Raw genomic sequence first — 24,938 nt, forward strand, 5'->3', positions numbered from 1 at the left:
CGGACAACCGTTGGTTCAGGAACCAGCTCGCGCTGTCGAGCCGGTCTTTGGGGATATCGGCATCGAGTTCGGCGACGATGCTCCTGACCATTCCGGAAGCCAGGGTCAGCACCAGCAGCACCTTGCGGCGGGCGACCGGGATCAACTCCACCCGTTCGAGCCTGCCGTCGTACAGTTTCGGCGCCAGCGCCACGCCTACTTCCCGGCATACGAGGCCGAGAATCTGCGCGGTGTGGCTCAGCAGCTCCTGCACGCTGAGCCAGTCGTTCTCCAGTTCGAGATGGATCCGCTCCCGGTCCCGCCTGTTGATGGGCCGCATGCGGAGGAGGGCGTCCACGTAATACCGGTAACCCTTGTCGGTCGGCACCCCGCCGGCGGAGGGATGGGGGCGGGTGATGTAGCCCGCGTCCTCGAGGTTCACCATGGTATTGCGCACCGTCGCCGGACTGACGTCGAGCGGGCCCTGGCTGGCGATCGAACGTGAACCGACGGGCTGGCCCGTGGACACGTGGTGTTCCACAAGGTTCCGCAGTATGTCCTTGTCCCGGTCGGTCTGAAGGGTGTATGCCATTTCGATCCTGCAGTCAGCATGGTCTGAAAGGAGGACGGTCAAGGGCCGGTTCCGGAAGCGGCAAAGCCCGTAAAAAACTGATTCTTTATTTACGAATCGCACCGGTCGATGTCAAGCGAAAAGCGGGGTGGAAGGGACGCCTTTCCCCCGGGCACGCAATGACTTTTACTTGACTGCGGTGGGCGCCTCGGCTATATTTTCGCAACATGTCTCCGGCAATGAAAACCCTCGCCGGGTTCCGTCCGTCGACCCGGTTGCGCTGGGCGCCGCAATGCGGGGTAAGACGCGCCGGTAGCAGGCGGGAACGCGCCGCGGCCCGATGCGGGAGTTTGCCATGCTGAGTTCGAAGGTGAAGACATGGTACGTGAACATGCTGGGCCCCTTCGTCCGTACGTCGGTGCGATTCGGGATACATCCCAACGCGCTGACCATGATCGGCTTCGGGATCACCCTGGTCTCGGCCTGTCTCTTCGGACTCGGTGCTTTCAGGTGGGCGGGACTGGTCATGTTCATCGGCGGCAGCTGCGACGTGCTGGACGGGCATCTCGCCCGGGAGACGGGCACCCGGAGCACCTTCGGGGCGCTCCTCGATTCCACGCTGGACCGTTACGCTGAGATCGCCGTATTCGTCGGCATCATCGCCTTCTATCTATTCAACGCGGCAGACAGCGCGTTGAACGCCTACTGGGTGCTGGCGTCCGTGATGGCGATCAGCGGCTCCCTGATGGTCAGTTACGTCCGCGCACGCGCGGAGGGACTCGGCCAGGAATGCACCGTGGGACTCATGCAGCGGCCGGAACGGATCGTCTGTCTCGGGCTGGGCGCGCTGCTCGGGGAAACGTACCTGCCCGTCGCACTGGTCCTGATTGCCGTGGTGTCGAACTACACGGCCATCACCCGCCTGTTCCACATACGCAGGACATCGAAGGGTTGAGGAAGGTTCCGGGATCCGGGAAATCCCCGGTGCGCGGGAAAACGGGAAGGCGGACCGTCGTCCGTTGACGCGGTCCCCAATGCGAAGCGTGACGGCTTAACGTCACAGGAGTCGGGTTCATGTGGGCTAAAAACAGGAAAATCACCCTGGCCTTGCTGGTATTCATCGGTCTGCTGGGTGCCGTATGGGTTATCAGGCACGACCGGGCGCAGGCGATCGGCGATCAGCAGTACGACCTGAAACTGCTGCAGCAGGTCGTGGACCGCATCCGCGCCAAGTACGTGGACGACCTGAACGAAGGTGAAGCGATCGACGCGGCCATCCGCGGCATGCTCGGCACGCTCGATCCCTACACGGAGTTCCTGGCGAAAAAGCAGAGCGACGAGATGAAAATGATGCAGATCCAGGGGAAGTACGGTGGATTGGGCATCAGGATCCAGAAGCAGGAGAACGCCCTGGTCGTCGTCGCGCTGTTTGACGACACGCCGGCCTTCGACGTCGGCCTGCAGACCGGCGACCGCATCGTGCGGATCGAGGAATCGTCCACGGCCGACATCGACGTGTCGCAGGCGGCGGACCTCCTCCGGGGAAGTCCCGGGACATCCGTGAATATCTCGGTCAGCAGGGAAGGCGAGGACGCGTTCATCGACTTCACGGTGACGCGGGCCATTATCACCATACCCGTGGTTCCTTACGTGGGGATGCTGGAAGGCGATACCGGCTATATCAAGCTTAACCAGTTTACCGAAGACGCTTCCATACAGGTGGAACAGGCGTTGAAGCGGCTTCAGGCGCAGGGCGCCGGCGGGTATCTGCTGGACCTGCGGGGCAACCCGGGGGGCTTGCTGGAGCAGGCCGTGGACGTAGCCGGGAAGTTCCTGCCGGAGGACCGTCTCATCGTGTACACGATGGGCAGGCCCGGTTCGGATCAGCGGTCGTACCACGCGCCGGAATCCTACACGCTGGAGGACGCGCCGCTGGTGGTGCTCGTCGACCGGTTCAGCGCCAGTGCGTCCGAGATCGTCGCCGGAGCGATACAGGACTGGGACCGCGGCGTCGTGGCCGGCCAGCCGACCTTCGGCAAGGCTTCGGTGCAGCAGATATTCCCCATGAACCAGGGGACGGCCCTGAAGATCACGACGGCGAGGTACTACACGCCGAGCGGCAGGCTCATCCAGAAGACCGGGGAGCGCACGGACGACAGCGTCGCGGCGGATTCCGCGCCGGGTGGAACGGACGGGTCCGACAGGACGTCGTTCGAGACGAGAATCGGGCGGACCGTCTACGGAGGCGGCGGTATCGCGCCCGACGTGGAGATCGAGGTCCCGGCATACCCCAACCTGATCCGCGCCCTGAACAACCAGAGCATGTTCATCAAGTTCGCCATCCACTACGTGTCGAACAACCCCGAAGCGGACCAGGCGACTTTCGACGTCACGGACGAGATGATCGACGCCTTTCGCCGGTTCGTCGAGACGCGGTCCTTCACCTATACCTCCGTGGCGGAACAGTCGCTCGACGAACTGGAAGAGATCGTCCGGGACCGCGCGCCGGCCGACGACGTGATGGCATCGCTCGCCGACCTGCGGGGCAAACTGAACCGTCAGCGCGAGCTGGAGTACTCCAGGCACCGGGACCTGCTCGTGGCCCGCATCGGTACGGAGATCAGCGCGAAACTCTGGGGTACGGCGGGCCGTTATGCCTTTGCCGCCAGGCACGACCCCCAGATCAGGGCGTCCCTGGAGATCCTGAATGACGAACGGGAATACCGGAAGCTGCTCGGTGACGATCCCGCGGAATAGAGGCGGCGGCAAGCCGCCGGCAGAGACCCGGGCATCGAAGTACGCGGGCTTCGCGAGGGTGGCGGAACTGGTATACGTGCTGGATTTAGGATCCAGTGGGGCAACCCATGGGGGTTCGACTCCCCCCCCTCGCATCTTGCCCGGGGTTTTGTCACAGGCCCCGGATCCCGGGCGCTTTTCCGTTGACACACCACCCCCTCCACGGTTAATTACGACGGCTTTACGAACGGCGGCCGCGCCGCTTCTGGTCCGCGGCCCGTCTACGCGGCGCCGGCCGGCCAGCCCGGCCAGCCCGGTCCGACCCGGAAAGGCAGGCAAGCGAGCGAGGCGAAGGGAGCGATTGGCTTGAACTACACGGTTTCCGAACCCAAACCCTGGAAACGCGTCCTTGAGATCGAAGTGCCCTCCGACGCGATTCAATCCGAACTGAACGAGGCCTACGCGCGTTACAGTAGAGAGGTGCGCCTTCCCGGGTTCCGCCGGGGCAAGGTTCCCTTGAACGTGCTCAAGGCGCAACTCGGCAATGAGATCCGCGCGGAAGTGCTGGAAAAGAAGATCCCGGAGTATCTGAACAGCGCCCACGAGCGTGCGGAGATCAAGCCCATCAGCCAACCCGTGATCGAAGAGATCGAATTCGACGAGGGGCAGGACCTGAAACTTCGGGCCAGCGTGGAAGTCAAGCCCGCCATCGAACTGAAACAGTATAAGGAACTGCGGGTGACCCGGCGGACCGTGAACGCGACGGACGAGGACGTGGACGAGCGGCTCGAGAGGTTGCGGGAACGCTACGCCAGCGTGGTACGGATCGACGGGGAAGCGGAGAAGGATCACTTCATCCGTGCCGATATTCAGCACGCCGATGCCAGCGGGGTGCCGATCATCGGACGCAAGGAAGAGAACCAGTTCTTCCAGGTCGGTTCGGGACGGCTGGGCGAGGGGTTCGATACCCAGCTGGCCGGGGTCGGGGCCGACGAGGACCGGACCGTGAAGACCACGTTACCGTCCGATTACCCCGACGAAAACCTGGCGGGCCAGGAAGCCTGTTTCATCGTGCACGTACACGAAGTGCTGGAAAGGCAGTTGCCGGAAGCGGACGACGATTTCGCCGTGGACATCGGCATGGAGAGCCTGGTCGCCCTGAAGCAGTCTGTCCGCGAGGAAATCGAACGGGAACCGGACCTGGAACTGCGCAGGGACCTGGTCACGCAGATCGTGGATGCCCACGAATTCGAAGTGCCCGAATCCATGATGACGGCCTTTCTCGACCAGGTCGTAGCCGACGCGCGCCGGTCGACGCGGGGCAGGGACGAAGTCGACGAGAACGCCGTACGCCAGGAGTACCGCCCGGTGGCGAACAGCCAGATCATGCGCCACCTCATCCTGGACGCCATCGCGGAGCAGGAAGGGCTGGCGGTGGACCAGGAGGAGTTGGACGAGCGGCTGGAGGCTGTCGCGGCAAGGGGACAGGCATCGGTCGACCAGGTCCGCAGGCTCTTCCGGGAGAACGGGAGGCTGGACCGCATCGAAGCGGATCTAAGGGAAGAGAAAGTCGTTGAGTTTCTCGTGGAGCACGCCGACATACAAACGGAGTAGAAGGAGCGCATCATGTTAGTGCCGATGGTGATTGAACAGACGGGCCGCGGGGAACGGGCCTACGACATCTACTCTCTGCTGCTGAAGAACCGCATCGTCTTCATCGGCATGCCGATCGACGACACCATCGCGAACCTGGTGATCGCCCAGTTGCTCTACCTCCAGTACGAAGACGCCGAAAAGGACATCAAGCTGTACATCAACAGCCCCGGCGGTAGCATCACCGCGGGACTCGCCATTTACGACACCATGCAGTTCATCCAGCCCGACGTGGAGACCTACTGCCTGGGCATGGCCGCGAGCATGGGCGCCTTCCTCCTCACGGCGGGCGGGAGCGGCAAACGTTACGCCCTGCCCTATTCGCGCATTCTGATCCACCAGCCTTCCATTCCCCACATGGCCGGCACGGCCAAGGACATCGAGATCCAGGCCGAGGAGATGCTGCGCATGAAGCGTACCATGAACGAGATCATGGCCCACCATACCGGACAGTCGGTGGACAAGATCGAAGCGGATACGGACCGGGACTTCTGGATGTCGCCGGAACAGGCCGTGGAATACGGGCTGGTGGACCACGTGGTCGAAACCGCCGCTTCCAAAGCTATCGCCGAGTCGCTGAACGGCAAAACCGCCTAGGATCGGATCATGAAGAAACGATCGACACCGCGGGACCTGCGCTGCTCCTTCTGCAACCGGAACGCCGACGAGGTGGAACGCCTCATCACGGGTCCGAACGTGTACATCTGCAACGAGTGCATCCTGATGTGCAACGGGATCCTCGAGGAGGAGATGAGCCGCAGCACCCTGTCGACGGTCGAGCATCTGCCGCTGCCCACGGAGATCAAGGAGGCGCTCGACGAATACGTCATCGGCCAGGAACAGGCCAAGAAGGTGCTTTCCGTGGCCGTGTACAACCACTACAAGCGGATACAGCACGGCGCCGCCCAGGCCGGTGGCGCCGCCCAGGCCGGTCAGCCCACCCAGGCCGGTCTTGACGACGTGGAGCTCGAGAAGAGCAACATCCTGCTGATCGGTCCCACCGGCACCGGCAAGACGCTCCTGGCCCAGACCCTGGCGAAGATGCTTCACGTGCCTTTCTGCATCGCGGACGCCACGGTGCTCACGGAAGCCGGCTACGTGGGCGAAGACGTGGAGAGCGTCCTGGTCCGGCTGCTCCAGGCCGCCGATTACGACGTGCCGAAAGCCGAAAGCGGCATCGTCTACATCGACGAAGTCGACAAGGTGGCGCGCAAGTCGGCCAACCCCTCCATCACCCGCGACGTGTCGGGAGAAGGGGTGCAGCAGTCTCTGCTCAAAATGCTGGAGGGCACCATCGCCAACGTGCCCCCGAAGGGCGGCCGGAAACACCCCGAACAGAACTTCGTCCAGATCAACACCAGGAACATCCTCTTCATATGCGGCGGCGCCTTCGACGACCTCGATCAGATCATCGAGCGGCGGACCGCGGAAGGGACCATCGGATTCGGCGGCGTATCGAAGCATTCCGCGAGCCGCAATACGAGCGAACTCCTCGCCCGGGTCGAACCGGACGACCTGCTGCAGTACGGCCTCATCCCGGAGATCATCGGCCGGCTGCCGGTGATTGCCACGCTGGGCGAACTGGACGCCGACGCCCTCATGGAAATCCTCCTCAAGCCCAAAAACGCCCTCGTGAAGCAATACCAGCGGCTGCTCGAAATGGAAGACGTCAAGCTGACCTTTACGGACGAGTCGCTTCAGGCGGTGGTGAACGAGGCCATGGACAAGAAGACGGGCGCGCGTTCGCTGCGGTCCATCCTCGAGGAAGTGATGCTGGACGTGATGTTCAACGCGCCGACGCAGGAAGACCTGAGTGAAGTGATCGTCACCGGGGAGACCGTCACGGATAAATCGCCGCCCGTCTACGTTCAGGGCAAGGAAAGCAAGCAAAGCGCCTGATCCCCCACTCCGCGGCATCAACGGTTTCCCATGATTACCCTCAATCGTAACGAACCCATCACATTCGACGACAAGCTGCCGCTCATCCCCCTCCGTGAAGTGGTCGTGTTCCCCTACATGGAATACCCCCTCATCATTGCCAGGGACGCTTCCATCAAAGCCCTGGAGCACGGGGTCAACAACGACCGGCTGCTCTTCCTGACCGCCCAGCGGAACCCGGATATCGAGCAGCCCGCGAAAGAAGACGTGCACCGGACCGGCATCGTGGCCCGCATCCTGCAGGTGGTGAAACTGCCCAACGGCCTGATCCGCGTGCTCGTCGAGGGGATCGTCCGGGCGCGGATCGTCCGGTTCCTTTCCACGGACCCCTACATGCGGGTGAAGATCACCCTGGTCGAGGAGGCCGGGGACACCGAAGCGGAGGTGCAGGCGAGACTGCGGACCGTCGTGGACCAGTTCACGGAGTATATCAAGCTGAACCAGCAGGCGCCCGACGAGATCCTGCTGTCCCTGCAGAACATGGACGACGCCCAGCGCCTGGTGGATACGATGTCGGCCTTCATCCAGCAGAGCCCCCAGGTCAAGCAGCGGCTCATCGAGGCGCCGTCGATCATCGAGCAGCTCGACGAACTGGCGGCCCTTTTGGCCACGGAACTGGAGATCCTGGAGATCAAGAACCAGCTCGACGGGGAAGTCCGGGACCGCATCACCAAGTCGCAGCGGGAATTCTTTCTCCAGGAACAGATGCGCGTGATCAAGCAGGAACTGGGCGAGCTGGAGGACCTGCCGGAGAACCCGGACGGCCTGGCCCAGCAGATCGCGGACGCGAAGATGCCCAAAGAGGCCCACGAAAAGGCCATGAACGAGCTGGAAAAGCTCCAGCAGATGCACCCGACTTCACCCGAGGCGACGGTGATCCGGAACTACCTGGAGTGGCTCGTCGAGGTCCCGTGGCGGAAACGCACGCGGGACAGCCGGGACATCGGCCGGGTGGCGTCCGTGCTCGACGCCGATCACTACGGGCTGGAAAAACCCAAGGAACACATCCTCGAGTACCTGTCGGTCATCCAGTTGACGCGGCACCTCAAAGGGCCGATCCTGTGCCTGGTCGGCCCGCCCGGCGTGGGCAAGACCTCCCTCGGCCGTTCGGTCGCGCGCGCCATGGGCCGCAAGTTCGTCCGCATGTCCCTCGGCGGCGTGCACGACGAGGCGGAGATCAGGGGGCATCGCCGGACCTACATCGGTTCCATGCCCGGACGCATCATCCAGGCGATGCGCCGAGCCAAGTCGGTCAATCCCGTCATCCTGCTCGACGAGGTGGACAAACTCGGCCGGGACGTGCGCGGCGACCCCGCGTCGGCCCTGCTCGAGGTGCTGGATCCCGAACAGAACAGTGCCTTCAACGATCACTACCTGGAGGTGGACTACGACCTGTCCCGGGTGCTGTTCATCACGACGGCCAACACCACCGAGACCATCCCCCCGGCACTGAACGACCGCATGGAGATCCTCGAGCTGCCCGGTTATCTCGAAACGCAGAAACTGGCCATCGCGAAGGAGTTCCTCGTGCCGAAGCAGATAAAGGCCCACGGACTGAAGAAGGAACGCGTCACCTTCAGGAAGGACGCCCTGCTGGCCGTCATCCGGGAATACACCCGCGAGGCCGGCGTCCGGGGACTGGAACGCCACATCGCCGCGGTCTGCCGCAAGCTGGCCCGCAAGGTGGTGGAAGGAAGGTCCGGCAAGCGGATGCAGGTTACGCGCAACCAGCTGTCAGGCTACCTCGGCGTTCCGCGCTACCTGGACTCCGAAGTGGTGAAACAGGATTCGGTTGGGATCGCCACGGGGCTTGCGTGGACGCAGTCGGGCGGCGACATCCTCACCATCGAGGTCAGTGTACTGAACCGCCGCGGCGCCGGGCGACTGACGCTGACCGGCCAGTTGGGAGAAGTGATGCAGGAGTCAGCCCACGCGGCGCTCACCTACGCCCGGTCCAGGGCGGCCTCGCTGGGACTCGAACCGGATTTCTACAAGAACGTCGAGATCCACGTGCACATGCCCGAAGGGGCGATCCCCAAGGACGGACCTTCCGCCGGCATCACGATCGCGACGGCGCTCTGTTCGGCGCTGACCGGCGTGCCGGTCCGGTGCGACATCGCCATGACGGGCGAGATCACGCTCCGGGGGAACGTCCTGCCCATCGGCGGACTGAACGAGAAACTGATCGCCGCGCTCCGGGCCGGCATCAAGGAAGTGGCGATTCCGCTCCGCAACCGGAAGGACCTGGTGGACGTCCCGCCGGAGGTGAAGGACGGGATCGAAATCATCCCGGTATCGACCATGGACGAAGTCCTCAAACGGACCATGGGCATGACGGTCGTGGAGTCCCGCGTGCCCGCCCTGCTTCCCGCCCAGTCCGTCACTCAGCCGTCCATCAAGCCGGTCTAGCGTTCAGCGGCCCGCCCGGTCCGCTTGGTCCGCCCGGCCCGCCTGGTCCGCCTGCGCCGCTGCCTCCAGATCGGACACCAGTTCGCTACCGCCTTCGATCTCCAGCGTTCTCCGCGTTCCCGCACCGATTTCGATGTGGACCGTTACCGCGTCGGACGGCATGATCCCCGGGAACTTGTCTCCCCATTCGACCAGGCAGACGCACGCGTCCAGGTATTCGTCGAAGCCGAGGTCCAGCACCGATTCCGGGTCGTCCAGGCGGTAGAGATCGAAATGTGCCACGGGGATTCGGCCAGGCTGACCAAGCTGACCGACGTATTCGTTCACGAGGGTGAAGGTGGGACTCGTGACCGGTTCCGCGACGCCGAGGCCCGCGCAGATCCCCTGGATGAAACAGGTCTTCCCCGCGCCCAGGTCGCCGGACACCCGCACCGTGTCCCCCGGCGCCAGCCACGCCGCCAGCCGTCTCCCGACCCGCGCGGTCTGCCCGGGGCCGTCCGTGTCGAAACGGCGCCGCTCGGACCGAGCCTGCGCGTCCCCATGTATCGTAACGTTCAACCGATTTCCTTCAATCCCCCCATGTAGGGGATCAGCACCTCCGGGATGCGGATGCTGCCGCGCCCGGTCTGGTAGTGCTCCAGCACCGCGATGAGGGTCCGCGCCATGCCCATGCCCGATCCGTTCAGGGTATGCACGAACTGGCTCTTCCCGTCCTTGTTCCGGTACCGGATCCCGCTTCTCCGCGCCTGGAAGTCCTCGAAATTGCTGCATGAAGAGACCTCCAGCCACCGGTCTACCCCGGGCGCCCAGGCTTCCAGGTCATAGCACTTGGCCGCCGCGAAACTCAGGTCGCCCGTGCTCAGCGAAACCACGCGGTACGGGATATTCAGCAACTGCAGCACTTCCTCCGCGTCGTTCACCAGCGTCTCCAGTTCATCGTAGGAGGTCTCGGGACGGACGAATTTGACCATCTCCACCTTGTCGAACTGGTGCACCCGGATCAGGCCGCGGGTCTCCCGCCCGTAGGAACCGGCCTCGCGGCGGAAGCAGGGGCTGTAGGCCGTGTAGTAGATGGGCAGGTCGTCCTCGGAGAGGATCTCGTCGCGGTGCATGTTGGTCACCGGGACCTCCGCCGTGGGGATGAGGAACAGGTCGTCCAGGTCGGTCCGGTACATGTCCTCTTCCATCTTCGGCAGCTGGCCCGTGCCGAACATGCTCTGGCGGTTTACGATGTAGGGCGGGATGACTTCCGTGTACCCGTGCTTCTGGATGTGGAGGTCGAGCATGAACTGGATCAGCGCGCGCTGAAGCCGCGCGCCCTCGCCCTTGAAGAGGACGAAGTGGCTGCCCGATATCTTGCCCGCCCTTTGAAAGTCGATGATGTCGAGCGCTTCTCCCAGGTCCCAGTGGGCCTTGCGTTCGAATTCCACCTCGGGCGTGGACCCCCAGCGGCGCACCTCCACGTTGGCGCTTTCGTCGGCGCCGACCGGCACCGAGGGATGGGGTATGTTGGGCAGGCGCTCGAGCACGGACTGCAGGCTGTCCTGGAGGCCGGCCAGGTCGGTGTCGATACCCTTGATGCGCGAGGACACCTCCCGCATCTCCTCGATCCGGGCGGAAGCGTCTTCGCCGTCGCGTTTCATCGAGGCGATTTCGTCGGACACGGTGTTCCGCCGCTGCTTGAGCGACTCGCTCGACTGCAGCAGTTCCCGCCGCCGGGCATCCAGGTCGAGGAAGCCGTCGACGTCGACCCGCTCGTTCTTGTTCGCCGCCGCCTGTTTTACCACGTCGGGGTTATTCCTGACGAATCGCTGGTCTAACATGATCCCTCCGCTACCGGGCGCCTGTTGGAATGGCCGCTGCCCAAGCGCCTTTCGGGTGGGCCGCTGCCCGGGTATTCATTGTTGTCTTGCCGCGATAAACCACGGTAAAATAGGAAGAGGCCTCCGCGCCCGGCAAGCAGAAACGAAGCGGCGGCGCCGATCCGCTCCCGTCAGATTATCACGGTCGTACCGCCGGACGCGCCGGACGCCCCGGCCAGCCCGTTCAGCGCTTCCTGTACTCCAGCATGCCCCAGTGGCAAAGGGCGAAGTCGTATTTGACCGGGTCTTCCGGGTCGAATCTCCGCAGCGCCCGCGTGACCTCCTCGGCCATCTTCCAGTCCGCCTGCTTCCGGGACGTAAGGCCCAGGCGCCTGGAGATCCGCGCTACGTGGGTGTCGATCGGCGTCACCAGGCGGGCGGGCAGGATTCGCGGCCAGAGACCCAGGTCCGGGGCTTCCCGCCGGACCATCCACCGGATGTAGAGGTTCATCCGCTTGCAGGCGCTTCCCGATACCGGGGAGGGCAACAGGTAGCGGATCCCCGTTTTCGTCCCGTGCCGCTCGTGTTGTTCCCCGGGATTGACCTCCCGCGTGAATCCGAGCAGCGTATCGGTGAAATGGGCAAGCGCGGGACCCGTGTGAGTATCCGACGGGCGGTGGCCCGCGGCGAAGAGCGCGCCGAGGGAGCCGTACCGCCGCAGGGCCTTCCCCATGACCGCGGCCAGCGTCGACAGGTCCCGTCCCCGCGTCCACCGGTATACGAACCCGTTAAATCGACTGCCGTCCCGTACCGGGTCGAAATTCATGACGAAGTCCCAGGGCGCGTCGCCCATCCTCCGCAACGCCTCGCCGGCCGCGGCCGTGATCGTTTCGGCCCGGCCGTAGGCCAGCGAAGCCGCGACCAGCCCGGCGATCTCCTGGTCTTCCGGACCTTCGAAGCGTCTCACCACTTCGAGCGGATCGGGCGAGATCATGGAAGGATCGAAGGAACGGTACAGGACATCCAGCCGGTTTCCGATCGCGGTCCAATCGATACGCGTCATGGGGAAACGTCCGGGTTGCGGGCCAGGTTTTAAAAACCAGGGTCCGGTCAGGAGATGGCGTATGCGGCTTGACTTGAATCGATTTGACTTGAATATATTCGTATGTTGCGATTCCCGTAACCCGATTCGTGCCGGTATCCGTACAGTTCCTGCACTGGGCCTGCACCGGTCCTGCAGAGGACGGCCGCGGTCCGGCGGCGAGGCGCGCCTATGAACCCCGAGCAGTTGATTCAGCAAATAGACCGAGGCCGGATCGAAGCGGTATACTTCTTCTCCGGCGACGAGGCGTACCGGAAGGAAGAGGCCGTGGATACGCTGGTCGCCCGTGTCGTCGAGCCGGGGACGGAGGCGTTCTGCGTGGACGTGCTTCGCGGCGACGAAAGCGACGCAGCGGCGATATTGACCTCTGCTTCCCTCGTGCCCATGATGGCCGACCGCAGGGTGGTCGTCGTCAGGGATTTCCACAAGTTGCCGCAAAAGGACCGGGAAGCCGTGGCGGACTACGCGGAGCGGCCCGCGCCGAGTACGGTCCTGGTGCTCGAGGCGCCCAGGGTGAACCTGAAGACCAGGCTGTACGAACGGCTGGCGGCGGCGGCGGTCTCGGTGGTGTTCTACCCGCTGTTTCCGGAGAGGGTCCCTGCCTGGCTTCAGCAGCAGGCGAAGCGTTACGGAAAGCGGCTGACCCCGGAGGCCGCGCACCAGATGCAGGAAATCGTGGGGACGGACCTGGGGGAACTGGCCGGAGAGGTGGAGAAACTGGCCGTGTTCGTCGGCGGCAGGGATACGATTGCGGCCGGCGACGTGGAGAGTACGCTCGGACCCGTTCGCGCGGGAACGGTATTCGACATCGCCGAGGCCGTCGGCGAGAAGGACCTCGCCCGGGCGCTGGTGGCCTACGAGCGTGCGATTGACGGCGGCGACGCGCCCCAGGCCATCGTGGCGCTCTTCGTCCGCCACCTGGTGATCCTCTGGAAGATCAGGTTCCTGAAAAGGGACCGCCGGACGGATGACGACATCAAGAAGAAGCTGCAGCTGGGATGGGGGTTCAACCGGTTCTACAACCGCTATGCCGCGCAGTCCAGGCTGCTGGCGGGCCGGGATCTGCTCAGCGGGTTCGAGGCGCTCTACGAAGCCGATACGGCCCTGAAATCCAGCGCGTTGCCGCCCGAACTCGTCATGCGGCGGCTGTTGTTTACGTTGTGCACCGGGCACGCGGCATAGCGGCAAAGACACGGAGGGCCGGCCAGGCGCCATGGGCGCCGCGATTGTGAAATCGACCGAAGGCATCGTAATCAGGGAACACCGGGGCGTGTTCGACGTGGAGACCCGGCACGGGATCTTCGCCTGCGCGTTGCGCAGCAGGATGAAGAAGGCGCTGATCTATCCGGAACGGGATAACCAGCATCACTCCGTGGAGCAGGTCGGTCGTATCGACGCCGTGAATCCCGTGGCCATCGGTGATCGCGTGCGCGTCGTGGAGGACCAGGGCGAGACCGGCGCCATAGAGGAAGTGCTTCCGCGCCGTTCCAAACTCTCCCGACTCGCCCCCGGCAAGCGGCGCGTCGAACAGATCATGATCGCCAACGCCGACCATCTCGTCGCCGTCTTCTCGGTGCGGGACCCGCGTCCGAACCTGCAGCTGCTGGACCGCCTGCTCGTGGCCGCGGAAGCCGGCAACCTAGCCCCGGTCGTCTGCCTGAACAAGATCGATCTGTCGAAGGACGGGGACCCGGACATCGCGGCGATCTACGAACGGTGCGGGTTCCGCGTCATCCCGGCCAGCGCCGTGACACGGGAAGGGGTCGACCTGCTGAAGGCCACGCTGCGGAACCGGGTATCCGCGATCGCGGGCCCGTCCGGCGCGGGGAAGACCTCCCTGCTGAACGCCATGCAACCCGGCCTCGGGCTGCGGGTCCGTGAGGTGAACCGGACGACGGGCCGCGGCCGGCACACCACTACCTATCTCGCCGCGCACCGGCTCGATGCGGGGGGCCTGGTGATCGACTCTCCGGGAATCCGGGAATTCAGCCTGTGGGACGTCTCGCCGCGTGAGCTTCCGGAGTTGTTCCCCGACATGCGCGGCCACCTGGCGGGCTGCAGGTTTCACGACTGCACGCACGTTCACGAACCGGATTGTACCCTGAGGGCCGCCCTGTCGGCGGGCGCCGTGTCCCGGGAGCGTTACGAAAGCTACGTCGCGTTGCGTAAAGAATTGGATGGCGGGCAGTAGGCCTGGCGGTGCAAGGCAGCCGCGGAGCGGTACCCGACCGCGCCGGGGAGTCGCGGGGCGTCGGCTCGCCCGGGGCAGGCGATCAGCCGGTTCGCTCCGACTATCAGAATCCGATGCCCCGGTCCGGGTCCGCGCAAATCCCGGAGAAGGTGATCAACTCGTCCAGGGGCAGTTCCATCTCCCGGCCCGAGACGAGACGCTTCGATTGGATGACGACGTTCAGGTGGTTGGGCAGGTGCGTCTCGTCGAACCCCGTTATCGTTCCGATCTCTTCCTCATGGACGGAGACCGCGTCCCCACACAGCAGCAGCCCCGCTTCCGAAACTTCCGCGAAGCCGATGTAGGCGGCCCGGTCCACGTTCGAACCCGGTCCGGCGCCTTCTTCATCGGTGCAGATGATTTCCAGGACATCTCCCCGCCTCACCGCCCGGGAAAGCTGGGGGATCAGGCTCAGGCCCCGGTCCTTGGCGGTCAGGTCCAGCACGGCGAAAAGGCGCGCAGACAGTTCCGTCTTGCTCGAATAGTGCGCCCGGTTGACCTTGCCTTCCACGTGAGGATCCCTGGACTCCGCCATATCAGGTCCCTTCCCGAATAATGTCACACGCAGCGTTTCACACAGGTCACTTGCGACTGAATCCGGCCAGCAGGACGCCGATTGCATCCTGCGCCCGGCGCGCCGTCGACGCCGGGCCGACGAAGTTGTTTATCATGATCGAGAAGACCAGGGGCTCGCCGTCCCGGGTATGGACGTAGCCGCTCAGGCAGCTCACCCCGGTCAGGGTGCCGGTCTTCGCCCTGAGATTGCCCATGGCCGCCGTGTCTTTCATCCGGTTTGCCAGGGTCCCGTCCTCCCCGGCGACGGGCAGCGCCTCCCGGAAGTCGGCGCCGATCAAGGGATCGTGGTACGCCGCCGTAAGCAGCGCCGCGACCTGGTCGGGTGATACGTAGTTGTACCACGAGAGTCCGGAACCGTCCGCGAACCGGTAGGCGTCGGGGTCCAGGCCGATGTAGTCCGCCAGGACCTGTCGCAGGGCGGCCAGCCCGTCGGCGGACGAGCCCGGTTCGCCCGTCGTGTGGCGTCCCATGGTCTTGATGAGCAATTCCGCCGTCAGGTTGTGGCTGTACTTGAGCAGGCGTGCCAGGGCCCCGGTCACCGGCGGTGAACGGTAGGTCGCCACTGTCCGGGCGCGGGTCGGCGTGACGCCCCTTCGGACCGGTCCCGTCACGCGGACGCCGCGGGCCTGCAGCTTGTCCCGGAAAAGTTTCCCCGCGTACAGACCGGGCGCTTCGACAGACCGGAAGTACGTTCGCTCGCCCGCGTCCATGGCGACCCGGCCGGTTATGGTGATCTGGTTGGACCGCGACGGCCAGTCCCGCTCGATCCTGAGCGGTTCAGCGGTAGAGGTATCCCCCGCCGCCGCCGTCAGGGCCTCCACGATAAAGGTAACGGACGTCGTCGGCGGATCGACCCGGACCGTTACGGGCGCGCCGACGGCGGCCCCGGGCGAAATGCCGATCTTCACGCTGTTTCCGTTTACCGAGAGCGCGTTCAGGGAGGCGGAGTAACTGTACTGCACGTCGTCCCACATCCACCCTTCACCGTAGGGCACCTCGTCCAGGTAGGCGTCGTCGACGACGATGTCGCCCGCGATGACCCGTGCGCCGTATGACCCGGAGACGAGGCCGGCTACGACACCGGCGAGGCTGTCCAGGTGCGCCGATTCCAGCATGGGGTCCCCGCGCCCGAGCAGGTACAGCGACGTGTGCAGCGTGTCGCTTCCGGCAAAGGCGTCCCCATCCGCGAAGACGCTCGTCAGGTAGCGGTAGTCGGGGCCCATGGTCCGCAGGACGCCCATGGCGGTGAACAGCTTGGTATTGGACGCGGGATGGAACAGTCCATTGGAGTGCCTTGCGAAGAGTACCCGGCCCGTGACCGGCGACACGACCTTCACGCCAACGGTCATGGGCGCCAGGTCGGGGTGGTCCAGGACCCGGCTTATGTCCTCCGCCAGGCGGCGTTCCGCCCCGGAAGGCCCCCCGCGGAACTGCAGGGGGCCGCCGCAGGCGAGCACGAGCAGGGCCAGGACCGGCAGCAGGATAACGGTCGCGGGAGCGGTCAGCGCTTTCATGGCGTCCGCGGTGGGAAAGACGGCCGCGCCGAGCGTCGGTTTCGCTCTCATGTCAGCATCCGGTCGATCGCCCGGACCACGTCATCGTAACGGGCAGGCAGTTCCAGAGGGGACTGACCGTGTCTCACGTCGACTTCGTCCAGCCGGTCTTCATGGTAACCGACCTTGAAATCGGTGAACTTCAGTCCGTTCGCCGTGGAGATGATGATGACGCGGTCCGTGGACCGGATCTCGCCCCGTTCGACCATCTTGAAGAGCGCGGCCAGCGCGACGCCCGTGTGCGGACAGTTGTAGAGTCCGGTCAGGTCGCCGCGGGCGGAGGCGTTCGCGATCTCGTCCTCGGTGGCCTGTTCGACCTTGCCGTCGAACTCCTTCAGCACGCGGACGGCGCGCTTGTAGCTGACGGGGTTGCCGATCTGGATGGCGCTGGCCACGGTCGACTCGGCATGGATGGGTTCGTATTCATCGAATCCCTTCAGGTAGCTCTGGTAGAGCGGATTGGCCCGCGCGGCCTGCGCGCAGACGATGCGCGGCCGCTTGTCGATCATCCCGAGTTCCTCCATCATCAGGAACCCCTTGCCCAGCGCGGAGACGTTGCCCAGGTTGCCGCCGGGTATGATGATCAGGTCGGGCACCTCCCAGTCGAACTGCTGGCAGATCTCGATCCCGATCGTCTTCTGGCCTTCCAGGCGGAGGGAGTTCATGGAATTCGCGAGGTAGATGCCTTCGCTTTCGGCCACCTGCTGGACGATCTCCATGCATCCGTCGAAATCCGTATCTAGCGACAGAGTCAGCGCGCCGTGGGAGATGGGCTGAATGAGCTGGGTCACGGAGACCTTGTCCCGGGGCAGGAACACGATGGCCGGGATGCCCGCCGAGGCGCAGTAGGCCGCCAGCGAAGCCGAGGTATCTCCCGTCGACGCGCACGCGATCCCCCGGATGCCCTGGCCTTCCTCGATCATCTGGTTGACCATGGAGACCAGCACGGTCATGCCCAGGTCCTTGAACGAACCGGTGTGGTTGTTGCCGCACTGCTTCACCCAGAGGTCGCCCAGGCCGAGTTCCTCGCCGAGCCGCTCGGCCCAGAACAGGTTGCTGCCGCCCTCGTAGATGGAGACGACGTGCTGGTCGTCCACCGCGGGGCAGACCCATTCCTTCTTGCCCCAGACCGAACTCCCGTATGGATACTCCGTCCGCCGGTACCGCTCGTCGAACAGTCTCATCCAGCCCGCGGCGCCCCGGGCCCTCAGGCTTTCCATGTCGTGGGCGACGTCGAGCAGGCCCCCGCAGACCCGGCACCGGTAGATGATTTCGTTCAACGGATAAGTTTCGCTGCAGCCTTCAATGCAGTGAAACCAGGACCTGTATTCCATGGGGGACCTGCTTTTTGTTCCCGCCATCGCCTGTTTTTTGAACAAAATGAAATAATAATGTTGACTATGAACGGGACCGGATATATACTTACTACTCGTTGCAAGCGAATAACCAAACATAGCCGAACCATTACCAGCGCAACACCTTATGCGCGTCCGTACATAATGTCAAGAAAGATATGACGGCGGTCGCGGGGTTGCGATGAGTACGATAGCGTAATGGATTCGGGCCGTGTTGTGCAATTCGTTTCAGCCCATATCGAAGGACGAAATTTATTTCGTGTTACGTGTCATCCGGAACGGCCCCATACAGGTGGCGAAATACGACCCATGGACTTGTTTCGCTTAGAGTCCCAAGGGGTTTCGGGCATGGATTTGTGCGTGCCGTCGGGCGGCTCGAAATCTGGCACGTTGTTTGCATTTGATAGTTACTCGGATCACTGACATTCAAAATCGATGTTTCGTCGCGTGTTCATGCCCTTGCACGCGGCCGTTATGTATGTCGTTTCAGTTATTTTAAGGTATTCAGATTACTTATTTATATACGATTGCCCCAATACCATCGCTGGAGGGAGGTGAGTGTCGAAAGAAGTACAGTTGGAATCTGAAGTCGAGTCTGCAACATTACGATACCGTCAGCAGGCCGGGGCAAGCTGACAATAATCAGAAGGGCTCTGTTAAACGAGGAGTGAATTAGATGTCTATAACAATTTCACGAGCTTTGCGCTTCGCATTCGCTTTCGCGTTAGTGCTCAGCATCTCGACGGAAGCACAGGCGCAGATTTCGCTGGGTAAGATTTCCGGTGTCGTGGTCGACAGTGCGACGCGGGAACCACTGCCTGCGGCCAGTGTCCGCGTCGAGGGCACGGTTCTGGGTGCTATGGCGAATGACATGGGCGAATACTTCATTCTGAACGTACCGCCCGGTTCCTACACCCTGGTGGTGAACGTCATCGGTTATGTCCCGGTGCGTGCCATAGGAACGCAGGTGGATGCCGATATCACCACGACGCTCAACTTCGAACTGGAGTCCACGATTCTCGAATCCGCCGAGGCGGTCGAGGTCGTGGCGACCCGGGATCTGGTTGAGAAGAGTCTGACCTCCACCCGGACCATCGTGCAGGCCGAAGAAATCCAGGCGCTGCCGGTGGTGAATATCGCCGAAGTGGTTCTGACCACCGCGGGCAGCTTCGCCGGCAACCTTCGCGGCGGCCGTCCCCAGGATCAGCAGACCACCATCGACGGTGCCACGGTGACGGGTCAGCAGAACAACACGGGCCAGGCGTTTACGATCAACCCCTACATGATCCAGGAGCTTCAGGTCAAGACGGGTACGTTCAACGCCGAGTACGTGAACGCATTGGCCGGCATCACCACGGTGGTGACCCGCGAAGGCGGTTCCAGTTACAACGGTAACTTCGAGTACCGTACGCTCGGCCAGAAAGGGCTCAACTGGACCAAGCCGCCCGATCTCGATATCGTTGACGCCTACCGGGCCGGTTCCTGGTCGGAGCAGGATCTGCGCGATATCATCCAGGGCGCGATCGACAAGACGAACGCCTTCAACAGCGATCCCGCCCGCGCGGACGACGGTCTCAGGATGCAGGACCCCTTCGACGTGCTGGACATGACCGGCGCGCCGGACAGCTGGTCCGCCATCTATAAGCGCGACACCTATTACTGGGATTACGACCGGGTCATTCCCGAACCCGAAGCCATCCTCTGGTCCTACCTGACGGACGGCCTGCCGGAAGCCCAGGCAAACAGCGGTGTTGCGGTGAACCGCGACGCTCCGGTGGATCGTTCGTTCCACCTGGACAAGTACAACCAGTTCGCCCGGAACAACCGGACGGAGAAGCGCCCGGTCCAGATCGACTTCGGCATGGGCGGTCCGCTGGGCAGCAAGCTGAACTGGTTCGCTTCAGGCCGTTTCACCGAGAGTTGGGGCCGCAATCCCAATGACTACTCCCGCCTGATGAACACCTTCGTGAAGATGACCTACCGGCCGCGGACCAGCATGAAGCTGTCCATGTCCGGACTCATCGAAGACCAGGGATTCTTCAGCAAGAAGGGTCAGCGGAGCACGTCCTACGGCTGGAAGTACAACGCCGATGGTCTCAACCAGAACTACAACGGCCGTTTCCACTTGAACATGGCGTATACCCATACGCTCAGTCCGCGGACCTTCTACGAGATCCGCTTCAGCCACCTGCGCGAGTACAACGAACGCTACAATCCCAAGTACGGTAAGGAGCCCCTGCCGGCACTTACTTCCGCGTTCATCAACTCCGTGGGTTACTCGGCACTCGAGGAAGGCGCCGGAACGCAGGTCCCCTACATCCTGTACGGCGACCAAGCTTACTCTTCGATCGATTTCGGCAACTACTCGAGCGTCCGGCCTTTCAAGACGGACATCAACTTCGCCATTACCAGCCAGGTGAACTCGAACCACCAGTTCAAGGGCGGTTTCGGCGTGACGATGAACGACTATGAAGAGAGCACGAGAGGCCCCGCCCGGGGTAACGCCGTGTCGCTCTTCAACGACCTGAATCTGGACCCGACCGCCAGCACGCTGCCCCTCGCCGGCCGGCAGGCGCACGTGTATCCGGTCGAGTACTTCGCGTACATGCAGGACCGGATCGAGTACGGAAGTCTCGTGGTGAACGCAGGGCTGCGGCTGGACATCTTCAACGCCAACGCCAACGCGATCAACCCGTACCGTCCGCGTTCAGGTCCGGGTCCGGAGCACGACGATCCGGAATACCGTACGTTGGATCCGTCGATGAAGACGGGTCTGGCGCCGCGCCTGGGTATCTCCCATCCGATCACGGACCGCGCTGCGCTGCACTATTCGTACGGCATCTTCAACCAGCGCCCGCCGTTGCAGCATCTGTACATGGGCCTGGTTCAGACTTCACCGTTCGAGCGTAACCACGGTAATCCGGACCTTCCGTTCCAGAAGTCCACGAACTACGAGATGGGTCTGCAGGCCGAGATCTATCCCGGTTACTACGTGGACGTTACCGGTTATTTCCGTGATGCGAACAACCAGCCGCTTACCTGGCTCTTCGCACCGGACGTAGCCTTCATCGGCGGATCGCAACGCGAAGTTTCCATCCTGCTTCCGACGTTTGCCCAGGACGCACGGGGACTCGAGTTGTCGGTACGGCGCCAGATGGCCAACCGGTTCTCGGTACGGGCCAACTACACCCTGGCCTTTACGTCGGATCTGACCACGCCGCAAACCGTCCGCGAACGCGGCGGTGAGACGGTGCTGGTATTCTCCGACTTCGTGGACGGGACGCCGACTCCGGATACCTACATCCGCGAGTTCACCGCTAACGATCGACGTCATCGTATTGTCGCGAACCTCCTGCTCGAGCTGCCCTACGGTATCAGCGCTTCTTTCCTGACCAAGGCTCAGAGCGGCAACCAGTACCGCACGTCCAGCGACCAGGCGATTGATCCGCTCGGTCTGCTTGCTGCTGCGCATCGTTCGCCCTGGACCTGGACGACCGACCTGTACGCCCAGAAGAATTTCGATCTCGGCAATGTGCGGCTCGGCGTGTTCACCCAGGTCAACAACCTCTTTGACCGGGCGAACATCTATACCGTCGCCAGCGCCTCTAACAACGCGGCCGGCGACCGCTGGCAACGCCGCGGCGATCCCGTGGGTCTCGTAGGCGGTCCGGTGGGTGGCATTGGTACGCAGGGCAATGGACCACGCGACATCTGGGTGGGTCTCAACTTAGCATGGTAAACCCAACGCGGGAAGGCGCGCATCTACCGCGCGTCTTCCCGCAACGTTGGCGGCGTTCGCGGAACGTTGCCGGCATAAGGAGGTTCATTTTGAAGAAATGGCGTCGATACGTTACAGCCGGAGCGTTGGTGCTTTCTTCGGCGGCAATCCTTGGGACAGCATCATATCTCACGGCTTTGCCGGACGCCCCGGCAAACTCCGCGACGGCTCAGGGAGTTCCGGTTCCCCATGAGCTCGGCGTGGGTGAAAGACAGGATGCCTATATCGGTGGTCAGACCTATATGGCCGTCATGAATTCGGAACTGACCGATACCTACACCGGTTGGGGTTGGCGTGGGTCCGGCCGTTCCATGAGTCCGACGATGGGCTATCCTTCGTACACCTTCCCGGCGGGCGGGTTGGACGCGCCGCTGTGGGCGTCGGCCTTCGGCATCACGGCCTATCTGCCTGACGCCGTGGCCGGTATGCCTGCAAGCCGTGCCGAAGGTGCTTTCGTAGGTACGAACAACGTATACCGGGCTCCGCCTCACCAGCGTGAGAATCCGCCCGCGGGCTTCTGGTCCGATCAGGGCGGTATGCAAAGCCCCGGTTTTGGTGGCGGCACCGTGGGCCCCGGTGGATACCGCGAGCCCTTCATCACGGAAGCTACCTTCAATACGAACGCCGGTATTCGAATCCTGCGTCAGTCGTACAGCTTCAGCTACGGCTACGGACATACGAATGACTTCATCCTGCTGCGTCATGTATTGAACACGCATGGCGATGTGGATGTGAATACCGATAACAGTCCGGAATTAAACGGAGCCACGGTCAAGAACTTCCTGATCATCTTCAACTACGACTTCGATATTCCATGGACGAACAATCCCCTCCTTACGGGCGGGGCGATCGGCGGTGGTACCGGTGGCGACGATAAGCAGCCGCCCGCCATGTTCAGCCGCGTGATGCCTCTCGCCGTACCGGAAGGGCTGATCAATTCGGGCCGTTACAACCAGGCGCCTTACAGCGACCGGTTCTATTCGGGCCTGGTCACCATGTTCGACGAGGACAATCCTGGACATCCGGGTATCGATTCCTACGTGTGGAATACGACCAACGGTAACTTCAATCCGTTGCACGTGGGCGAAGCCTCCCTGATGATCCTCGAGGGTTCCGGCGACGACGATGCGCTTGGTGACACGAACAACGTCGCGGCGCTGGATATCTACGATGCGCCGTCCGTCGGCCTGTTCAACACCCACGAATGGTGGATCGCCGACTTGAGAGGCGTGTTCGGCTGGTACGAGGGCTCGCTTACCAAGTACCTCGAGAACAAGAAGGTCAACGTTCCGGGCGGAAGCAGTGCGCCGCATCCGGATCTCTTCACCAGCGGTGCGCCGCTTGGCAGAACGACCGATATCAGCACCTGGACCGCCAAGACGCAGCCAGGTGGATCGGCCGAGGGCATGGGCCTGTTGTGGGGCGACCCGCGTAACCTGACCCAGCCCGGCAATCCCGGTATAGCTCAGGGTGTGCAGTCTGGTCAGTATGACAGCTTTACGCTCTTCGATCTCGACGGCGTGTTCAGGGGCATCGTGCCCGATCCGTACAACGGAAGCGACACGAAGGAAGAGACCTCGGGCGCCGGTTGCATCCGGAACGCCCTGGGGTGGGGTCCCTACACCAAGGCGCCCGGCGAAGATCTGACCATCTGGCATGTTGACCTCATCGGCGCCGGCAAGGATGGCGCTTATGACGTGTACCTCCGCGCTATGGACGTCTGGATGCAGCGGAAGTACAACATGGCGAACAATACGTACTACTGGGACGGCTCCAATGATCGTACCATCCCCATGTACAACGCCGATGGTTCCGTAATGCGGGACGGCGACGGCGCGGTCATGTCGCAGACCATCAACTTCGGTCGCAGCGCAGCCAGCGGCACGCTGTTCCACCCGCCTCCGCCTCCTACCCTGTCGGTCTTCCCGACCGCCAACGGTACGATCGCGCTGGCGTGGGCTAACAATGCGGAAACGGCCATTGATCCGGGCCGGGGCACCGCGGACTTCGCGAAGTATCGCGTGTACCGCGCTTCCGGTTTCATTGATCAGTTCCCGACCGCTACAGTAGCCCATGATGTCGGTTACAACAGTACGGTGATTCCGCCGAACCTTGGCCTGAGCGACGGCGCCGCACCGGTCACGGACGTAACCGATCCGACGAGTGCCGCGGTGAAGCAGGGCCATCCCTACGCCCGGTTCATCCATGAAGGGCTGACGCTCGGCGCCGATTACAACATCGGCCGGGTATACGACTTCGTGGCCGACGACCTGGTGAAGCGCTTCGCGGCGCCGAACTTCTCCGGTCCGTATGTCCAGATCGCTGAATTCGGCGGCGGTGGCGGAAATCAGACCAACAGTCTGAATCCGCCGGAATCCGTTTCCTATCCGAACCCGTATCCGGCTGGCAACAGGCTGCCGGGTTTCGAGGATGATTTCATCGAAACCAAGCCGAGTTCGGCACAGATCGTCGAAGCGAACAATGCACTGGGCGCTACGACGGCTATCGCCACCAGCTTCTCGGATCGCTATCCGGATGCCATCGGATCCGGCGATGCGCAGATTACCAGTGTCGGCGGTATTCCCACGGATCCCCGACTGGTCGGCAAGAGCGGTTATATGTTCGAAGATCGTTCCGTGCTGATCGGTTTCAGCTACTGGTACTACGTAGCCTCGGTGGATAACGAAAGCGCGCAACAGCACGATTTCGATAACTACGTGGCCGATCAGGGTTCTACGCAGCGCGTGATCACCCGTACGATCAACGGGCTCGAGAGTTTTTACACGATGAACGCGAACGGTACGGACGGACGCTGGCACGGCCAGTATCCGTACCGGGGTTTGACGGTGGGACCGCAGGTACCGGGACAGGATGTTATCCCGACTACCGTGATCCGTAACGAGGTTGTGGGCGGTGTGGCCGAATTCGAGAATCTGATCACGGTCGCGCCCAACCCCTTCGTCTTCCAGGCCCAGTGGGATCTGGCAACGAAGTCGCAAACCGTCAAGTTCTTCAACGCTCCGGTACCGTCCCGCATCACGATCTTCGATGCGGCCGGCCTGCTGGTGAAGCAGTTCTCCGTGCCGGGTGACCAGACCACGACGATCGGTGGTGTGACGGACTGGGATCTGAAGAATGATTCCAACGTACCGGTTTCCAGCGGTCTGTATATCATCGTGGTAGAAGCCGAGATCGGTGGCGTGGACTACGCGAAAACACTGAAACTCTACGTCCGGCGGTAAACTGCGGTTACGTC

General features: G+C 63.0%; 17 protein-coding genes and 1 tRNA gene. 11 read left to right on the forward strand and 7 right to left on the reverse strand.

Annotated elements, in window-relative coordinates:
• Window positions 1-571 (reverse strand): heat-inducible transcriptional repressor HrcA (locus tag F4Z81_00385; protein ID MXW03504.1); only part of this gene is annotated, 571 nt, incomplete at its 3' end.
• A 319-nt stretch (window positions 572-890) separates the two neighbouring features.
• Here F4Z81_00385 and F4Z81_00390 point away from each other — a divergent pair.
• The 7 genes from F4Z81_00390 to lon all read left to right on the forward strand — a co-directional run bounded on the left by F4Z81_00390 (window position 891) and on the right by lon (window position 9,286).
• Window positions 891-1,505 carry a CDP-alcohol phosphatidyltransferase family protein gene (locus F4Z81_00390; protein ID MXW03505.1) on the forward strand — a complete coding sequence of 205 codons (615 nt, stop codon included), beginning with the start codon at window positions 891-893 and terminating at the stop codon, window positions 1,503-1,505.
• 119 nt (window positions 1,506-1,624) lie between these two features.
• The gene (locus F4Z81_00395) at window positions 1,625-3,307 is read left to right on the forward strand and encodes a S41 family peptidase (protein ID MXW03506.1); all 1,683 of its coding nucleotides are present in this window, start codon (window positions 1,625-1,627) and stop codon (window positions 3,305-3,307) included.
• A 52-nt stretch (window positions 3,308-3,359) separates the two neighbouring features.
• Window positions 3,360-3,441: transfer RNA gene (locus tag F4Z81_00400), tRNA-Leu, on the forward strand.
• A gap of 205 nt (window positions 3,442-3,646) precedes the next feature.
• Complete coding sequence (tig, locus tag F4Z81_00405) at window positions 3,647-4,900, forward strand: trigger factor (GenBank protein ID MXW03507.1); 1,254 nt, start codon at window positions 3,647-3,649, stop codon at window positions 4,898-4,900.
• 9 nt (window positions 4,901-4,909) lie between these two features.
• Window positions 4,910-5,536, forward strand: a complete 627-nt coding sequence (locus F4Z81_00410) for an ATP-dependent Clp protease proteolytic subunit (GenBank protein MXW03508.1) — start codon at window positions 4,910-4,912, stop codon at window positions 5,534-5,536.
• A gap of 9 nt (window positions 5,537-5,545) precedes the next feature.
• On the forward strand, window positions 5,546-6,838 hold the full coding sequence (gene clpX / locus F4Z81_00415) for an ATP-dependent Clp protease ATP-binding subunit ClpX (GenBank protein MXW03509.1): 1,293 nt from the start codon (window positions 5,546-5,548) through the stop codon (window positions 6,836-6,838).
• 30 nt (window positions 6,839-6,868) lie between these two features.
• On the forward strand, window positions 6,869-9,286 hold the full coding sequence (lon, locus tag F4Z81_00420) for an endopeptidase La (protein ID MXW03510.1): 2,418 nt from the start codon (window positions 6,869-6,871) through the stop codon (window positions 9,284-9,286).
• Window positions 9,287-9,289: 3 nt separating this feature from the next.
• Here lon and tsaE read toward each other — a convergent pair whose 3' ends face one another.
• From tsaE to F4Z81_00435, 3 genes are all read right to left on the reverse strand, one after another.
• Complete coding sequence (tsaE, locus tag F4Z81_00425; protein MXW03511.1) at window positions 9,290-10,057, reverse strand: tRNA (adenosine(37)-N6)-threonylcarbamoyltransferase complex ATPase subunit type 1 TsaE; 768 nt, start codon at window positions 10,055-10,057, stop codon at window positions 9,290-9,292.
• A complete protein-coding gene (gene serS, locus F4Z81_00430; protein MXW03512.1) occupies window positions 9,841-11,109 on the reverse strand; it encodes a serine--tRNA ligase in 1,269 nt (422 codons plus the stop codon). Before serS ends, tsaE begins: the two co-directional genes overlap by 217 nt.
• Before the next feature lie 223 nt (window positions 11,110-11,332).
• Entirely contained in the window at window positions 11,333-12,151 is an 819-nt protein-coding gene (locus F4Z81_00435; GenBank protein ID MXW03513.1) for a TIGR02757 family protein, read from the reverse strand.
• Window positions 12,152-12,361: 210 nt separating this feature from the next.
• On the opposite strand from F4Z81_00435, the gene holA reads away from it, so the two are divergent.
• Together holA and rsgA are read left to right on the forward strand one after the other, a co-directional pair.
• Window positions 12,362-13,372, forward strand: a complete 1,011-nt coding sequence (gene holA / locus F4Z81_00440) for a DNA polymerase III subunit delta (protein MXW03514.1) — start codon at window positions 12,362-12,364, stop codon at window positions 13,370-13,372.
• A 31-nt stretch (window positions 13,373-13,403) separates the two neighbouring features.
• A complete protein-coding gene (gene rsgA / locus F4Z81_00445; protein ID MXW03515.1) occupies window positions 13,404-14,381 on the forward strand; it encodes a ribosome small subunit-dependent GTPase A in 978 nt (325 codons plus the stop codon).
• A gap of 103 nt (window positions 14,382-14,484) precedes the next feature.
• Here the strand turns inward: rsgA and F4Z81_00450 are convergent, their stop codons facing one another.
• The 3 genes from F4Z81_00450 to thrC are packed head-to-tail and all read right to left on the reverse strand — an operon-like array spanning window position 14,485 to window position 17,883.
• Window positions 14,485-14,955 (reverse strand): hypothetical protein, encoded by a 471-nt coding sequence (locus F4Z81_00450; protein MXW03516.1) that lies wholly within the window; start codon window positions 14,953-14,955, stop codon window positions 14,485-14,487.
• A gap of 46 nt (window positions 14,956-15,001) precedes the next feature.
• Entirely contained in the window at window positions 15,002-16,561 is a 1,560-nt protein-coding gene (gene dacB / locus F4Z81_00455) for a D-alanyl-D-alanine carboxypeptidase/D-alanyl-D-alanine-endopeptidase (GenBank protein ID MXW03517.1), read from the reverse strand.
• Entirely contained in the window at window positions 16,558-17,883 is a 1,326-nt protein-coding gene (gene thrC / locus F4Z81_00460) for a threonine synthase (GenBank protein MXW03518.1), read from the reverse strand. The genes dacB and thrC overlap by 4 nt, the downstream gene beginning before the upstream one ends.
• A gap of 697 nt (window positions 17,884-18,580) precedes the next feature.
• On the opposite strand from thrC, the gene F4Z81_00465 reads away from it, so the two are divergent.
• On the forward strand, window positions 18,581-21,643 hold the full coding sequence (locus F4Z81_00465) for a TonB-dependent receptor (protein ID MXW03519.1): 3,063 nt from the start codon (window positions 18,581-18,583) through the stop codon (window positions 21,641-21,643).
• A gap of 239 nt (window positions 21,644-21,882) precedes the next feature.
• A complete protein-coding gene (locus F4Z81_00470; GenBank protein ID MXW03520.1) occupies window positions 21,883-24,924 on the forward strand; it encodes a T9SS type A sorting domain-containing protein in 3,042 nt (1,013 codons plus the stop codon).
• Window positions 24,925-24,938 lie beyond the last annotated feature (14 nt).

It is taken from the genome of Gemmatimonadota bacterium (assembly GCA_009835325.1).
Taxonomy (GTDB): domain Bacteria; phylum JAAXHH01; class JAAXHH01; order JAAXHH01; family JAAXHH01; genus JAAXHH01.